Source organism: Candidatus Nanopelagicus limnes, assembly GCF_002287885.2.
GTDB classification, from domain to species: domain Bacteria; phylum Actinomycetota; class Actinomycetes; order Nanopelagicales; family Nanopelagicaceae; genus Nanopelagicus; species Nanopelagicus limnae.
Genome location: NZ_CP016768.2, coordinates 939,034 through 954,837, shown reverse-complemented (window position 1 = coordinate 954,837; position 15,804 = coordinate 939,034). Strand labels below are relative to the sequence as shown.

Here is a 15,804-nt window from a genome sequence, read left to right as displayed (position 1 = left end):
ACATGAGTCATCCTGAGATTGAAAAATTAGCTGCTGAGTATGAAGCGGCTACAAATGTATTTTTAGAAGCTTTTAAAAAGGTAAACCTGGCTGATTTAGATAAGCCTAAAAAAGATGGCTGGAACGCCAGGCAGGTAATCCATCATTTAGCAGATAGCGAATCCCAATCTTGTGCTCGGTTAAAAAGATTAATCGCAGAGCCAGGCTCGACAATTCAAGGTTATGATGAAAATATCTGGGCACAAAACACCACTTTGGGTTACACCGTGCTGCCAATTGAAAACTCTTTAGCTTTCTATAAAGCATCAAGGGCAGCAAGCCTTGAAATCGTTAAAAGATTAGAGTTTGAACAATTATCAAATGCTGGAATCCATACTGAATCTGGTGCTTATGATCTTAAAAAGTGGTTTTCATCCTATATAAATCACCCAAGGGATCACGCAAATCAGTTGTTAGCCGATTAATTCAGCCTTAGAGTATTTTCGCTGTGGGTGTTTGCAGATCTCATCATTTAGTTTTTCAGCACAAGTGACACACAATAAATTCAGAGAGTTACATGGCGGCTTTGGACAATCATAAAAACGATTAGCTGGGGCAGCACACTTTTCACAGTTAGCTATTGATTTTGTCTTCTCACTAAACTCAATCGACATCCGATTATCAAAGGTATAAAGAGCGCCCTCCCATAGGCCATCATCACCAAACTCTTTACCGTAGGTAACAATGCCACCATCAATTTGATAAACCTCTTTAAATCCTCGTGTCTTCATCACTGAGGATAAAACCTCACATCTTATACCACCGGTGCAGTAAGTAACAATTGGCTTATCCTTTAGATGGTCATACTTGCCACTTTCAATCTCTTGCACAAAATCTCTACTGGTTTCAACCTGCGGAACTACTGCATTTTTAAATCGGCCAACCTTTGCCTCATATGCATTTCGGCCATCAAAGAAAATGACATCATCACCGCGTTTTGCTACCAACTCATCAACCTGAGCAGGCTTTAAATGTTTTCCACCACCAACTACGCCATTTTTATCAACTTTAATCTCATTTGGATAGCCAAATGCCACCAACTCAGCTCGCACCTTCACACTTAACTTTGGAAAATCATTTCCAGTGCCTTCAGACCACTTAAATTTCATCTTGGCAAAGCCTTCATATGATCTTGTTTGGCGAATATATTTTTTTAGATCATTCATCTCCCCACCCAAAGTGCCATTGATGCCATGGGGGGAGATAATTATTCGTCCCTTTAAATTTAATGTTTGGCAAAGATTTTTCTGCCAAATCTTTATCGCAGCCGGATCAGATAATGGCGTGAAGATGTAGTAAAGAATTACCTTGGGAAGATCCATAAGTTGATTTTAACCTCCCAATGAAGGGGTGAGAATTTTGCGCTCAAATTGAAGATCTGAACTAGCTGATCAGATTAAATCCCCCTTCTTCTCACCCCGTTACGCTCAAAATCACCTTGGAAAATCGCCTTGGGTGTATCACCCTTAAGGGGTGAGCAAAGAGCAGAGTAAATCACCCCTACCTGGTTTTACCGATGGCGTTCACAAAATTATCGATAACGCAATTAAAAGTAATGATTTAGATTTTTTCTATCGACTTTATCTAACCAGAATGGCTGAGTTGTCATTAAATGGTCAGGGTAAAGAATTTATTACTCATGCAAAAAGTGCCTTAGATGAATCACCTGCAAACTTATTTATGGCAAAAGGCTTTGAAGCTATTGGTAGCTTAATTGATTTAGATTTTATTAAATGCGTGAAAACTCTTGATGAGTTAGAAGAGATCACGCGAGATCTTGAAATTAAAGTTTGGGTAGATCAAATAAGTAGTCTTTGTCGGGCATATATCAATTTTCATATTGGAGATTACAAATCAGCTTTAAAGTATGCAGAGATCTCCCTTAGCTCACCAATTAAGAGCGGAACATTAGATCCAATGGATAAGGGTAGATTAATTCGATTGATCTGCTGCATAAGTTTAATCACCTCAGATTCTAAAAGAATAGACAAGTGCGCCGAAGAGATAAATAAAATTGACAACCCAGATGAGTTAAATGTTTTGCATCAAGCAAAATCTGCAATTAACGCGATGCAGCTTTTAGCTAATGGGGAGTACAAAAAAGCTTATGAGTTAGCAAGAGCTTGCATTAGTTTGGAGGAGGCTGCAGGGCGCACCGGAATTGCTGCCCCGTTTGATTGTAAGTTTGTATTAACTCGGTGCCTATATGAGTTCTCATTAGTTGAAGAGGCACTTAAAGAGTTAGAAAGCTTAAGGCGCCAGGCAGAGGGGAAAAATCTAGTATTTATTAAATCTTTGTGTGAGGTAGGGCAGATTAGAATTTTATCTCGCACCCCTAACAATCAATCTAAAACCACTAGCAAAATTGAGAGCCTTAGAAATGAAATCCTGCTAAATCCAAATGCTAAATCATTGGCCTGGCTTGTGGATTTAGCTGAAGTTTTTGTTAGGGGAGCATCAAGTGATTTAGCCCGGATTAATACAATTGTTAATCGAAATCCTGAGGCTAACTACATACAAAAGCTAGGTCAAAGCATTTTAAAACGACCTGTCACTGCAGATTTTAATACATTAAAAACTTTGCCAGAAGTAACACCTTTTCAGGTGATCAGAAAGAATTTGGAGTTATCCAAGACTAAAGATGCAGGAGTTAAAAAGCAGCGCGAGTACCTTAAGTTGGCGCTAGATCAAGGTGAACAGGTGGGAGCACGAGAGATCTTCTTAAGGCAAGAAAACTCAACATTGGAAGCAATTGTTAATTTAGCGGAGTCGATAAATTCACAATGGCTGGAGTCTTTAAGTAGATCCTGCTTAGAGCGGATAAAAGAGCGCAATACTTTATTGGAATTTAGCGGTGAGCAATTAACTAGCCGTGAGATTGAGGTATTGAAATACCTAAGTGCGGATAAATCAATTGAGCAAATTGGTAAAACTCTGCATATTTCAAAAAATACAATGAAAACTCATTTAAGAAATATTTACCGCAAACTTGAGGTTAATGATCGCAAGCAAGCAGCCGAAATCGCAAAAGCTAAGTTATTGGTTTAAATATTAAAAGTTGGCCGAAGTGGCAGGCCAGCAGCTTCATATGCCAAATCAATTAATTGCGCTTGGATTAATGCATCCTTTGCATCAGTTTTAACTGGTTTACCAAGATCAACTGCATCAGCAAATGCAATGAGTTGATAGGTATATGTAGAAATTGATGGCAAGTGTTCAACACGTTTTTGCCCGCCTACTTCAACAATAACTCTTGGATCCCAACCAGAGACTACAAAGTTGGGCAGGTGAACACTTCCCTTACTTCCAGTAACTGTAAGTGGTGCAGTCATTGCCTCTGATTCAAAATCACCTTTGGCTAGGGCTGCTACTCCATTTGGATATTTAAGTTGCATATATAACTTGGTATCAATTTTGCCATCTGCAGCATTTGCCTCTGCCTTAACAATTGTTGGCTCACCATCTGCAACAGCCTGACTAATCATTCGCTGGCTGTGAAGTGCGTAGCAGCCAACATCCATCATGGAGCCACCCGCTAAATCATATTTCAATCGCAAATCTTCCTTATCAGGCATCGGAATAAGCAAGGATGATTCAACCTTAATTACCTCACCAATCTCACCTGATTTAACTATCGCAAGTAATCTTTGGAAAACCGGATGGTAGTAATAATGAAAACCTTCCATAAACACCTTGCCAGATTTACTTACCGCAGCTGCAACCTCTTTGGCTTCAGCAGCATTTGAAGCAGATGGCTTCTCAGATAGAACATGTTTACCAGCTGCTAATGCCTTGATATTCCAAGGTCCATGGCCACCGTTATGTAGTGCGTTGTAAACAACATCAACATTTGGATCATCGATTACCTCTTGGTATGAGCCATAAGCTTTTTCAATCTGATACTGCTTGGCAAACTCAGTAGCCCGTCCTTTATCTCTAGCGCCAACTGCAACTAATTGATGACCTGTTGCTTGGGCTGGAAAAATAATGGCGCTCGGTGCAATTCGGGCTGCGCCTAATATTCCAATACGAAGTGGTTTGCGAGCATCATTCATATCTTTAATCTACCCTCAAATTACTTTCCGTAGTACCTGGCCATAAATTGAGCCTTAAAATCAAAAAATGTGCCATCTTCAATGCTTAAGCGCATTTGATCTACCAAGCCAACAATAAAGTGCTGATTATGAATTGTGGCCAAGGTGGCTGCCACCATCTCTTTGGCTCTAAATAAATGACAAAGGTAGGCCCGGGTGTAATTGCGGCAGGTGTAGCAAGTGCAATCTTTTTCAATTGGGAAGAACTCATTTTTATGTGGGGCATTTGAGATATTTAAGCGACCATCTTTGGTAAAGACTGAACTTGTTCGAGCTTGCCTTGAAGGTGCAACACAATCAAATGTATCTGCGCCATTTTCAACGCCAACAAATAGATCATCTGGTTCACCAATTCCCAAAAAGTGTCTTGGCTTTTCTACCGGCAGTTCCTCATTAACCCACTTTAAAATATCACCCAGTGTTTGTTTATCTAACGCCCCGCCAATGCCAAAGCCATCAAAGGTAACTCCATCAACATTCATTAATGCTAAATCTTTAGCAGCCTTGCGCCGCAGATCCTCATATTGGGCGCCTTGCAGCACACCAAAGAGTGCTTGATAGGGCTTGCCTTCTCGCTTTTTTGTTAAGGCATCATGTTCTTTCAAACATCTAATCGCCCATAACCTAGTTCGCTCTAATGCTTTTTCTTGATAACTCCTGGTGTTATGCAAAGTAGTGCACTCATCAAAGGCAAAAATTATGTCTGCCCCAATTTGATGTTGCACCTGCATAGAAACCTCTGGGGTGAAGCGATGAAGTGAGCCATCTAAATGAGATTTAAAGGTGACACCATCATCATCAACATGAGCTAAGCGTTCCTTATCATCTGCAATTACATCATCGGCTTGAAATGTGTTTTCATCCATGGCAATAACTTTCTTAAAACCAACACCAAGTGATAAAACTTGAAAGCCACCAGAGTCAGTAAAGGTTGGACCTTGCCAATTCATAAACTTGGCCAGACCCCCTGCTTGATCAACGATCTCTGGTCCAGGTTGTAGATATAAATGGTATGAATTTGCTAGAACTGCTTGCGCACCTAAATCCTTTAATGATTCAGGTAATACTGATTTTAAGGTTGCCTTGGTTCCAACTGGAATGAAAGCTGGAGTTTTAATCTGCCCATGGGGGGTGGTGATCACACCACTTCGACCTAGGGCGCCCTTTAAAGTTTTTTCAACCTTAAAGGAGAAGGACATATTTAACTAGCAACTACTACAACTAAGTTTAAAAAACCTAGTTAAGCAAGTTTGCCAGTGACCTCAATAATTGCAACGCCCTCATTTGAGAGAATTAATGAGAGATCTTCACCTGATTTTCCATCACAAGAAAGTCCCCAGTTAAATGAGATTGATTTACCTGCAGCAAGTGGCTCTTGTGGTGCACCCTCCATGCCGTTATCACCATCAAAAACATCAACGCAAACACCAGAAGTTGTCTTACCTGTAATAATAAAAGTTGCTAGATCAACCGCAGCAGTTGAGCCATTATTAATATCTACTTTAAATTGTTGGTAGCGCTGTCCTGGTAGCTGACCAGCTGCAAACTTTCCTGGCTTAAAACCAGTTGGCTCAGATAATGTAAATGAGACACCAGAGGCAATCTTTACTGGCGTATTAAAGCCACCTGATGCTTCAACCTCTTGTACCGGTGGAGCAATTAATTCTTCATTTGATTGATTTGATTCACTTGATGAATCCCCACCACAAGCACTCAATGCCAATGCTGCTATAACAGCTAATGCTGCTGCGCGAAGTTTTAAATCTGATCTCATTTTTATCTCACAATCTGGCCCAGAAATGCCTGCGCCGTATGTACCAATCCTACTAAATAAAAAAGCACTCCCATTGCCGTTTATCCATGGCCTGCAGAATCACCCTTTAAATACATGGCCCAGGTAGGCTACCTTTGCCACCGCAGTTTGAATTAATTATTAAGGAAGGGTGAGAGATGGTCTCCACGACTAAAATCGATAATGCCAGTCATGCTGGTCAGATTGTAAGTCGTAGCCCTCGCCAGATCGCTTGGATGCGCTTTAAGCGCAACAAGGTAGGAATGGTTGCAGCTGCAATATCAGTAACCGTAATTTTGCTTTCAATCTTTGCGCCATTGGTATGCAAAGTACTGGGCATAAATCCAGATGATTTAAATCTAGATGTTTTAGACACGGCAGGTGTTCCAAATTTGCCTTATGGCGGCATCTCACTTGATCACCCACTCGGGCTTACCCCTGGTACTGGCCGAGATCTACTAGCAAATTTACTTTATGGCTCACGTATCTCATTTATGGTGGCAATTCTTACTACCTCCTTAACATTATTTATTGGATTAGTCGTTGGCATCGTGGGTGGTTATTTCCGCGGCCGAGTTGATGATTACGTTGGAAGATTTACTGATTTTCTATTGGCTTTCCCAGCATTTTTTATGATTGTTGCTCTCTCTGAGCCAATGGTGGCTCGAATTCAAGATGCTGGCATTGCGCAAGGAAATGGCGCACGAATTATCTTCTTAATTTTCTTCCTTTCATTTTTTGGTTGGCCAGGATTTTCTAGATTAGTTCGCTCCCAAGTTCTCTCACTTCGCGAGCGCGACTTTGTCACCGCAGCCCAAGCAATGGGTGCTTCAAGAAGAAGAATTATTTTTAAAGAGTTAATGCCAAATTTATGGGCGCCAGTAATTGTGGTGGTCTCATTATCATTACCTGGTTACTTAGCAGCAGAGGCGGTCTTCTCATTTTTAGGAATTGGTATTCAAGCACCTGCAACTACTTGGGGAATTTTGCTTGATAACTCAAGAAGATTTGTAACTGTTTATCCAAACTTCTTTCTTATCACTGCCGGCTCACTTGTTTTAGTAGTTCTTGCCTTTAACTTAGTTGGCGATGCTTTGCGAGATGCCCTAGATCCAAGATCTGAGCGCTAACAAATTTGTTATAAACCTTAGGCAATAAGCCTAGATTTGAACCTGGCCTCACCCCTAACTCACCGCCTTTAATCTGCTTGGGCTACTCAAAAGTAACAATTGCTGACAATATTCTCCCACCGGGCTAACGCCCTTAAAATCCACTAGGAGGATTTAATGCGTAGAAATGCAATTAGCACTCGCGTGCTAGCTGCTCTTTCTGTAGGTGCACTCGTCAGCACAGTAATTACTGTTGGCGCAACATCTTCAGCAAATGCAGCAACACCAAAAGCTGGCGGAACGCTTTATTTATTAGAGCACACACCACGCCTTGATCACTACGATCCATCCAGAATTTATACTGGCCGAGATCTAGCGTTCATGAACTCATTCCACACTCGAACACTTGTTGCTTACAATCCAGTTCCAGGTGATAAGGGAGCAGATCTTGTTCCTGACCTTGCAACTAACACTGGTATCCCAAGCAATCAAGCTAAGACTTGGAAGTTCACACTACGTCCAGGAACTACATTTGAAGATGGCGTTGCAATTACCTGTGAGCATGTTAAGTACGGCTCATCACGTGTATTCGCTACAGATGTAATCTCTGACGGACCTCAATACCTAGTTTCATGGCTAGATATTCCAAAGAACGCAGATGGAACATCTATCTATACCGGTCCATACAAGAACACCCCAGCTGGTGTTGCAGCTTTCAATAAGGCTGTTACTTGTTCAGGCCGTACCATCACTTTCAATCTGAACAAATCAATTGCTGACTTTAACTACCTAGCAACTTATGGAGTTATCTCACCAGTTCAGAAGAAGAAGGACACTGGCGATAAGTATGACCTTAACCCACAGGCAACTGGCCCATACAAGATTGTTGAAAACAGCAATACTCAACTTCGTATGGTTCGTAATACCAAGTGGAACAAGTCATCTGACACCGTCCGTACTCCATATCCAGATGAGGTAATTATCCAATTCGGTTTGGATGAAGAAGTAATCGACCAGATTATTTTGGAAGATTCAATTCCAAATGCTGTTAACTTTGGTGGACCACTTCCAACTAACCGCGATAAGTTCTTCAAGGATGCAAAATTCGCTAACCGTCGTATGAACAACTCTGACCCTTACGCTCGCTACTTTGCATTTAACCTTGCAAAGATGCCATGTCTTGAGATTCGTCAGGCGATGTACTACGTACGTGATGCCAAGGCACTTCTTGATTATGCCGGTGGTCCAGATTATGCAGGTTCATATGCAACCGGTGTAATTAGCCCACTTCTTGCAACAGATTTCGCAGCAACTAAGGTTGTTGGACCATCTGATCACAAGAACACAGCTGATGTACTAGATGCCACAACAGGCTTCAAACCATCAGGTAACGTGGCAAAGGCTCAAGCATTGATGGATGCAGCAAAGACTAAGTGTCCTGCTGATCACGCCAAGGCAACCACAGAGGGCATCACATTCGATGTGAGCCAGTCATCAACTCTTAATGACACTATTCCAATAAACGAGAAAGCATTTGCTCGTGTTGGAATTAAGGTTAACTACAACATCATCAAGAGTGGTTACTACCCAACAGTTATGACTGCTTCAAAGCAGAGTGATCTATCAACTTCAGGCTGGGGAGCTGACTGGGCTAACGCCTCAACAGTTATTCCTGAGCTATTCACAACTGCAGGTGGATTTAACCTAAGCCAGAACTCAAAAGATCCTGCCTACAAGGCATTTGAGGACAAGGTAAATCTTGCGATGAAGACAACTGATCGTAAGAAGCAGGCAGCACTATGGAAAGAACTAGATAAAGAAGCAATGAAGAACTTCTGGGTACTACCAACATTGTTTGGTAAGGCTCAAGAGGTTTGGGGCTCAAAGGTCCAAAACGTCTTCTTCTGGGTTCCACAGGGAAATCCTGCATACGGCAAGATGTGGATTAATCAATAATCCATTAGCAATTAAGTTAAATAGGACTCGCAGCAATGCGAGTCCTATTTACTTGCGATAGGCTTGTAAAAATTATTAATTAATAAGGGGAAGTAATTGCCAAGATTTATATTGCGCCGGGCTTACTTTTCGCTAATCACAATTTTATTAGTTTCAATGGTGGTTTATGGCGTTTTCTCAATCCTGCCATTTGATCCAGCAGCACTCACCTGTGGCCAAAAATGTACGCCCCAAGTAATTGAAGCAAACCGTATAAAACTAGGTTTTGATAAACCAATTTGGGAGCAGTACTGGTTATTTTTATCTGGAATCTTTGTTGGAAGAACATATGGCGCAGGCTCAGCTGAGTTCTCCTGCCCAGCCCCAAGTTTTGGTTACTCATTTAATGAGAATATGTGTGTGACAGATATGCTCAAAGAGGCGCTACCAGTAACTATTAACTTAGCAATCGGTGCCTTTATTATCTGGATCATTGTCGGTGTTGGTCTTGGCTTACTAGCAGCAAAGTTTCGAGGCCGCTATCCAGACACATTGTCCTCAGTTTTCGTTCTCCTTGGCACCTCACTGCCAACATTTGTTACCGGATTATTCTTACTAATTTATGTGAGTATTAAATGGAAGATTGTGCCGCTGAGTTTGGAAGGTTATAAATCCCTCTTTGATGATCCACTTGGTTACTTTAGATACTTCATTTTGGGTTGGATTACATTAGCAATTGCCTACGCCGCTTTTTACACCAGATTCACCAGAGCAACAGTTTTAGAGACTTTGGGTGAGGATTACATCCGCACCGCAAGAGCAAAGGGCTTAACTGAAAGAGTTGTCTTACTTAAGCACACAATGCGAGCAGTACTTGCTCCAATCACAACAAGTGCTGGTTTAGATATTGCTGGCTTAATTGGTGGGGCGATTATTACTGAGTCAATATTAAATTTAGCTGGGCTTGGTCGAATGACAATTCAAGCAGTTTATGAGTTTGATCTTTCAGTTGTAGTAGCCACAACTATGTTGGCAGCTACCGTGGTTATTACTATGAATCTAATTGTTGATATTGCCTATGGATATTTAGATCCAAGGGTGAGAATGAAGTGAAAAACCTACTTGAGATCAAAGATCTAAAGGTCACCTTTCCAACTGATGATGGGTTTGTCCACGCAGTAGATGGCGTATCCATTTCAGTTGCCCCAGGGGAGACAGTTGCAATTGTTGGTGAATCTGGCTCTGGTAAGACTGTTACCTCCCTTTCTGTAATTGGTTTACATAACCGCCGGGTTACCCAGATCTCTGGCTCAATTATTGTTAATGATAAAAATGAGAGCCTAGATATTGTTAGTGCGCCGCTAGATAAAATTAGAAGTTATCGTGGTCGAGTAGTTTCCATGATCTTTCAAGACCCAATGTCTTCACTGCACCCTTACTATCGAATTGGTAGCCAATTAGCTGAGGCTTATTTAGTTCACAATCCAGGACAAAAAGAGGCTGCAAATAAAAAAGCGGTTGAAATGCTGGAATTAGTTGGAATTCCTGAGCCGCAGGTAAGGGCAAGGGAATATCCACATCAATTCTCCGGCGGTATGCGCCAGCGAGTAATGATTGCAATGGCGCTGATGAATGATCCAGCAGTTCTAATTGCCGATGAGCCAACTACCGCACTTGATGTAACGGTGCAGGCGCAGATCTTGCAGTTACTAAAGGATCTACAAAAGAAGTTGAATATGGGAATTTTGCTAATTACCCATGATCTTGGGGTGGTGGCACAAGTTGCTGATCGAGTTTCAGTTATGTATGCCGGTCGAATTGTTGAGCAGGGTAATGTGGATGATATTTTCTACTCCCCACACGCCCCTTACACTCTCGGTCTACTTAAGTCAGTACCAAGAATTGGTGCTAAAAGTTCTGAACGCTTAAAGGCAATTCCAGGCCAGCCGCCATCATTAATTAATCTGCCAACTGGGTGTGCGTTTGCGCCAAGGTGTGAATACATCTCACTGGCCCCAAGTGGATCTTGTGAATCATTAAAGCCTGAACTTTTAGGAAATAACAGTGAGCATAAATCAAGATGTCATGTGCCTGAAGATAAGCGGGATAAAACATTTGCCGCAGAGATCAAAGGAGCACGTGCCTAATGAGTACCCCATTATTAAGTGTTAGAAATCTACAAAAGTACTTTCCAACAAGTCGAAATGTTGGCTTTCGAAAAGAGAAGCTGCAGGTAAAAGCTGTTGATGGCATCTCCTTTGATTTAATGAAGGGTGAGACCCTAGGTCTAGTTGGTGAGTCAGGTTGCGGTAAGACCACAGCAGGTCGAACAATTTTGAAGTTAATTGAGCCAACTGCTGGTGAGATTGTTTTTGATGGAAAAGATATAACCAAACTTCGCCCAGGATTAATGACTCCACTTCGAGCGCAGATGCAGATCATTTTCCAAGATCCGTTCTCAGCTCTAAATCCACGCCAAACAGTTGGCAAGATCATTGCTGCCCCCTTCGAAATCCAAAAAGTGACACCAGAGGGTGGAGTTAAAAAAGAGGTTGCAGCCCTTATGGAGCGAGTTGGCTTAAACCCAGAGCATTACAACCGCTACCCACATGAGTTCTCCGGTGGGCAACGTCAGCGCATTGGCATAGCAAGAGCGATTGCACTTAAGCCAAAATTAATTGTCGCTGATGAGCCAGTATCTGCCTTAGATGTTTCCATTCAAGCCCAGGTAATTAACCTAATTGATGATCTGCAAAAGGCAGATGGCATTTCAATTGTTTTTATTGCTCATGATTTATCTGTGGTTCAACATATCTCTGATCGAGTAGCGGTTATGTATTTGGGCAAGATTATGGAGATTGCAAAGACTGAGGATCTATTCACCGCCCCACACCATCCATACACCACGGCGTTGTTATCAGCTGTTCCACAACCAGATCCAAGATCTGAGCGAACCCGCGAGCGCATCATCCTAAAAGGAGATTTACCTTCACCGATTAATCCACCAGCTGGTTGTGTATTTAATACTAGATGTTGGAAGGCGCAAGATATCTGCCGAACTAAGACCCCTGAGTTATTAACTGTTGGTAAATCTCAGGTTGCTTGTCATTTCCCGGAGTAATTACCAGATTCGCACTCGCGCGTCGGCCTTCATAAAGTGCTTATCATTTTGACCAACACCAAAGGCCTGATAAAACTCATCTAAATTAGCCACAATCTGATTACACCTAAACTCATCAGGTGAGTGGGGATCAGTTGCAATCCGCCTTCTTACCTCTTCAGCTCGATACTTTCCTCGCCAAGATTGCGCCCAGCCCATGAAAAATCGTTGTGCTCCGCTATAGCCATCAATTACTGGTGGCTGTTTGCCATTAAGTGAGATCTCATAAGCTTTATAAGCAATTGTTAGGCCGCCAAGATCGCCAATATTTTCACCCACAGTTAGTGCGCCATTGACCTTCACATCAGGGGCGGCAGCCGGTGAGAGCTGGTCATACTGATCAATTAATTTCTTAGTTCGCTTCTCAAACTCTTTTCGATCAATATCACTCCACCAGTTAACTAGGTTGCCATCACCATCATATTTAGAGCCTTGATCATCAAAGCCATGGCCGATCTCATGTCCTATCACTGCGCCAATACCGCCGTAGTTAGCGGCGTAATCATCAGCATTCACATCAAAAAATGGCGGTTGTAAAATAGCGGCTGGAAAGACAATCTCATTCATTCCTGGGTTGTAATAAGCGTTAACAGTTTGTGGGGTCATATACCACTCTGATTTATCTACCGGCTTGCCAATCTTGTTGTATTCATAATCTTGGGAGTACTTAGCAATTTGGGCAAGGTTGCCAATTAAATCACCAGCCTTTATTTCAAGTGCTGAATAATCCCGCCACTTATCTGGATAACCAATCTTTGGTGTGAACTTTTCTAGCTTTATATATGCCCGCTCTTTAGTCTCCTGGCTCATCCAAGAAAGTCCTTCAATGCTTACCCGATATGCCTTAGTTAGATTGGCAACTAGTTCAACCATTTTAGTTTTGGCGTTCTCACCAAAGTGGCGCTCTACATATATCTGTCCAACTGCTTCCCCTAGAGCCCCCTCAACTAAGCCAACCCCACGCTTCCACCGATCCTTAAGCTTTGGAATTCCAGACAAAGTAGTGCCATAAAAGTTGAAGTTCTCATTCACGAAGGCGGCGCTTAGATACGGACTAGCACCAGATAAAACATGCCAGCTCAACCAACTGCGCCACTTAGGCAGATCAAAGGCTGCCAATAATTTTGATAACCCTTCTAGGTAGGAAGGCTGTCTAATGATTACCTGATCTAAAACTTTGGCTGGGGTATTTGAAGCGGTAATCCAAAGTGGCCAGTTAAAGCTGGCTGCTAATTGCTTTAGCTCGCTGAAGCTTTTCTTGTTGTAGGTAAGTTCAGCATCCCGATCCTTCACCTGATCCCAGTGGAAGGAGGCAAGCTCTGTCTCTATCTCAAGAACTTGGGCAGCAGATTGGCTAGGGTTTTCAAGATTTGCCAACTCAAACATCTTTTCAACATGCTTTAGAAATGCTTGGCGAATCTCTTGGTACTCATCCTCGCGGTAGTAAGCCTCATCCGGAAGTGAAAGTCCTGATTGGCCTAGGTAGACAATGTTTTTAGTGGAGTCTTTATTATCAGTTGAGACGTAGGTATAAAAAAGACCAGATAAACCACGGGCTTCAAACTCACCTAAGGTTTTTAGAAAATCATCAACTGTTTTAATCCCAGCTGCTTTTGCTAAATCATCTGCAATAGGGGACAACCCTAATTTTTCAATACCAGCCTCATCCATAAATGAGTTATATAAATCCCCAATTTTCTGGGCGTTACTGCCAGTAGCGGCTTTGCTTGCTGACTGATCTAAAATGATTTGTTTTACCTGTTTTTCAGCCTGCTCATATAGCCAATAAAAGGCGCCATCACTGGCACGGTCTGCTGGGATGGTGGATTCTTTTAACCACTTGCCATTCATAAATCTAAATAAATCATCCTGCGGGCGGATCCCCTGATCAATATGGGATAGGTCTAAGCCGCTTTTCATAATGGTGCAACCTTATCTTTTCTTAAATTAATTTTGGGCAAAAAAAATCCCGCCATTTGACTGGCGGGATTTTTTAGTTAATAACTTACTTTGAAGCCTTCTTACGACGACGACGCTTTGGAGCAGCCTTTGCTGCTTTCTTACGACGACGACGCTTTGGAGCAGCCTTTGCTGCCTTCTTACGACGACGACGCTTTGGAGCAGCTTTTGCTGCCTTCTTGCGACGACGCTTTGGTGCAGCTTTTGCTGCTTTCTTACGACGCTTTGCAGCCACGTAGATCTCCTATCAAAGTGGTTCGATCCGTCACCGAACCTGTTTCATGGATAAGCGTGTCACTAAATGGGAAAAGAGTCCACTCATTTGGCAAAAATATTGGTGCGTGTCGCAACTTTATTTATTTAATTTTTTATGTATTTTTTTATAAAAGTTACCCAATTTTTTGGTCAAAATTGGCAGAAAACTACTGGTGAGTTAATTATTTGGTGCAGTTTTACGTTTTTTTGCCTCTGAAACTGCAAATTTATTACTTTTGCTGTCATATTTTCGAAAATCTGGCAGTAAAGCGGTGAAAAAGAGAACAAATCCGATGCAAAGTAGGCCACCAGAGACAACAGAGGTGCGCAGTGAGGTGCGTTCGGCGGTAAAGCCGGCGCGAGTTTGCCCACCTAATGGTCCAACTGAGTAAGAGATTAACTCCACCCCAGCTAATCTGCCCCGGAATTCATCAGGGATGGATTGATTCCATAACGTGGATCTAAATAGGGCGCTGACCATGTCTGAAGCCCCTGCCAAAATAAGAAATAGCAGAATTAAAAAGAGGTTGTTAACTAAACCGGCAAAGGTTATTGCCACCCCCCAACCTAGGGCTGCTAAAAATATCGCCCGACCATGTTTGGAATAGTTTCTAACCCAACCACTTGTCAGTGTTACCAAAATAGAGCCGATAGTTCCGGCGGCATAGAACAAACCAAGTGCCCAAGGTGCTCCTGCTTCTTCTGCCCAGAATGGAAATAGCGCAGTTGGCATTGCAAAAAACATTGCTGATAAATCAACAAGGTATGTGCCCATTAAATCCTTACGACTTGTTGCATATTTAACCCCAGCGACCAGGCTGGAAAATGAAGGGTTTTCACTGATTTCAATGGGCGGCACACTCTTAACTCTGATCAAAATAATGAGTGATAAAAAGTAGGTTGCAATATCTAAAATAAAACCAGCACTTACGCCAAAGATCGAGATTAAAACTCCAGCAAGGGAGGGACCGGCAATCATTCCCATCTGCCAACGCAAACTCATCAACGCACTAGCTGCTGGCAGGTCCTTATGTTCAACCAACCTTGGCAATATCGCATCAGCACTTGGGCGTTGCAAGCCATCAACAGCTGAAAAGAGGGCCGCAACTATATAAATCAGGGCCAGGCTAGGTGAGGGAAGCAGTGAGTTAATTAGGAGAATGGCTGATAAGAAAAGGGCTGCAAACTCAGTTGCCCAGATCATTTTTTTGCGATCCATATGATCTGCTAGCACTCCGCCATAAAGGCCAAAGATGACCAACGGAATAATCTCTACTAAACCGATTAAGCCAACTGCCAAATAGGAGCCAGTTAACTCTTTAACTTGAAAGGGAAGTGCGACGTAGGTAAACATCGAACCAAAGTAGGAGATCAGCCCTGAAAGCCAGAGCCTTCTAAAATCTGGATACTTTTTAAGGGGTGAAAAATCTATTGCTAGATTTGCTTTCACTCACCCTCCGG

The 15,804-nt window shown here is 42.3% G+C and carries 14 protein-coding genes; 7 read left to right on the top strand and 7 right to left on the bottom strand.

The features are described from left to right. Positions 1 to 2: 2 nt before the first annotated feature. Positions 3 to 464, top strand: coding sequence for a DinB family protein (locus tag B1s21122_RS04785; protein WP_095680368.1), 462 nt, complete (start codon positions 3 to 5; stop codon positions 462 to 464). Here the strand turns inward: B1s21122_RS04785 and trhO are convergent. Beyond that, entirely contained in the window at positions 453 to 1,361 is a 909-nt protein-coding gene (gene trhO / locus B1s21122_RS04780; protein WP_095680369.1) for an oxygen-dependent tRNA uridine(34) hydroxylase TrhO, read from the bottom strand. The two genes, B1s21122_RS04785 and trhO, sit on opposite strands and share 12 nt — an antisense overlap. 151 nt (positions 1,362 to 1,512) lie before the next feature. Here trhO and B1s21122_RS04775 point away from each other — a divergent pair, with 151 nt between their 5' ends. Next, on the top strand, positions 1,513 to 3,087 hold the full coding sequence (locus tag B1s21122_RS04775) for a helix-turn-helix transcriptional regulator (RefSeq protein ID WP_095680370.1): 1,575 nt from the start codon (positions 1,513 to 1,515) through the stop codon (positions 3,085 to 3,087). Here the strand turns inward: B1s21122_RS04775 and B1s21122_RS04770 are convergent. From B1s21122_RS04770 to B1s21122_RS04760, 3 genes are read right to left on the bottom strand one after another with little or no spacing between them, the layout of a single operon-like run. Further along, entirely contained in the window at positions 3,084 to 4,094 is a 1,011-nt protein-coding gene (locus B1s21122_RS04770; protein ID WP_095680371.1) for a Gfo/Idh/MocA family protein, read from the bottom strand. The two genes, B1s21122_RS04775 and B1s21122_RS04770, sit on opposite strands and share 4 nt — an antisense overlap. 20 nt (positions 4,095 to 4,114) lie before the next feature. Continuing rightward, a complete protein-coding gene (tgt, locus tag B1s21122_RS04765) occupies positions 4,115 to 5,332 on the bottom strand; it encodes a tRNA guanosine(34) transglycosylase Tgt (protein ID WP_095680372.1) in 1,218 nt (405 codons plus the stop codon). Positions 5,333 to 5,373: 41 nt separating this feature from the next. Then, entirely contained in the window at positions 5,374 to 5,907 is a 534-nt protein-coding gene (locus B1s21122_RS04760; protein WP_095680373.1) for a hypothetical protein, read from the bottom strand. A 176-nt stretch (positions 5,908 to 6,083) separates the two neighbouring features. Here B1s21122_RS04760 and B1s21122_RS04755 point away from each other — a divergent pair, with 176 nt between their 5' ends. The 5 genes from B1s21122_RS04755 to B1s21122_RS04735 all read left to right on the top strand — a co-directional run bounded on the left by B1s21122_RS04755 (position 6,084) and on the right by B1s21122_RS04735 (position 12,090). Continuing rightward, positions 6,084 to 7,055, top strand: coding sequence for an ABC transporter permease (locus B1s21122_RS04755; protein ID WP_095680374.1), 972 nt, complete (start codon positions 6,084 to 6,086; stop codon positions 7,053 to 7,055). Between the two features lie 156 nt (positions 7,056 to 7,211). Then, entirely contained in the window at positions 7,212 to 8,990 is a 1,779-nt protein-coding gene (locus B1s21122_RS04750) for an ABC transporter substrate-binding protein (protein ID WP_095680375.1), read from the top strand. Between the two features lie 96 nt (positions 8,991 to 9,086). Next, a complete protein-coding gene (locus B1s21122_RS04745; protein ID WP_095680376.1) occupies positions 9,087 to 10,082 on the top strand; it encodes an ABC transporter permease in 996 nt (331 codons plus the stop codon). Then, positions 10,079 to 11,116 carry an ABC transporter ATP-binding protein gene (locus B1s21122_RS04740; protein WP_095680377.1) on the top strand — a complete coding sequence of 346 codons (1,038 nt, stop codon included), beginning with the start codon at positions 10,079 to 10,081 and terminating at the stop codon, positions 11,114 to 11,116. Before B1s21122_RS04745 ends, B1s21122_RS04740 begins: the two co-directional genes overlap by 4 nt. Continuing rightward, a complete protein-coding gene (locus tag B1s21122_RS04735; RefSeq protein WP_095680378.1) occupies positions 11,116 to 12,090 on the top strand; it encodes an ABC transporter ATP-binding protein in 975 nt (324 codons plus the stop codon). The genes B1s21122_RS04740 and B1s21122_RS04735 overlap by 1 nt, the downstream gene beginning before the upstream one ends. Here B1s21122_RS04735 and B1s21122_RS04730 read toward each other — a convergent pair whose 3' ends face one another. From B1s21122_RS04730 to B1s21122_RS04720, 3 genes are all read right to left on the bottom strand, one after another. Beyond that, complete coding sequence (locus B1s21122_RS04730) at positions 12,091 to 14,049, bottom strand: M13 family metallopeptidase (RefSeq protein ID WP_095680379.1); 1,959 nt, start codon at positions 14,047 to 14,049, stop codon at positions 12,091 to 12,093. Between the two features lie 85 nt (positions 14,050 to 14,134). Continuing rightward, positions 14,135 to 14,323, bottom strand: coding sequence for a hypothetical protein (locus B1s21122_RS04725; RefSeq protein ID WP_095680380.1), 189 nt, complete (start codon positions 14,321 to 14,323; stop codon positions 14,135 to 14,137). 198 nt (positions 14,324 to 14,521) lie between these two features. Continuing rightward, positions 14,522 to 15,793: an MFS transporter gene (locus tag B1s21122_RS04720; protein WP_095680381.1), complete on the bottom strand. Its 1,272-nt coding sequence runs from the start codon at positions 15,791 to 15,793 to the stop codon at positions 14,522 to 14,524. Between the last annotated feature and the right edge of the window lie 11 nt (positions 15,794 to 15,804).

What these genes read in the sequence shown, in the direction of transcription:
- B1s21122_RS04785 (WP_095680368.1), top strand. Translation starts at nt 3, where the DNA reads ATGAGTCATCCTGAGATTGAAAAATTAGCTGCTGAGTATGAAGCGGCT.
- trhO (WP_095680369.1), bottom strand. Translation starts at nt 1,361, where the DNA reads ATGGATCTTCCCAAGGTAATTCTTTACTACATCTTCACGCCATTATCT.
- B1s21122_RS04770 (WP_095680371.1), bottom strand. Translation starts at nt 4,094, where the DNA reads ATGAATGATGCTCGCAAACCACTTCGTATTGGAATATTAGGCGCAGCC.
- tgt (WP_095680372.1), bottom strand. Translation starts at nt 5,332, where the DNA reads ATGTCCTTCTCCTTTAAGGTTGAAAAAACTTTAAAGGGCGCCCTAGGT.
- B1s21122_RS04760 (WP_095680373.1), bottom strand. Translation starts at nt 5,907, where the DNA reads ATGAGATCAGATTTAAAACTTCGCGCAGCAGCATTAGCTGTTATAGCA.
- B1s21122_RS04755 (WP_095680374.1), top strand. Translation starts at nt 6,084, where the DNA reads ATGGTCTCCACGACTAAAATCGATAATGCCAGTCATGCTGGTCAGATT.
- B1s21122_RS04750 (WP_095680375.1), top strand. Translation starts at nt 7,212, where the DNA reads ATGCGTAGAAATGCAATTAGCACTCGCGTGCTAGCTGCTCTTTCTGTA.
- B1s21122_RS04735 (WP_095680378.1), top strand. Translation starts at nt 11,116, where the DNA reads ATGAGTACCCCATTATTAAGTGTTAGAAATCTACAAAAGTACTTTCCA.
- B1s21122_RS04730 (WP_095680379.1), bottom strand. Translation starts at nt 14,049, where the DNA reads ATGAAAAGCGGCTTAGACCTATCCCATATTGATCAGGGGATCCGCCCG.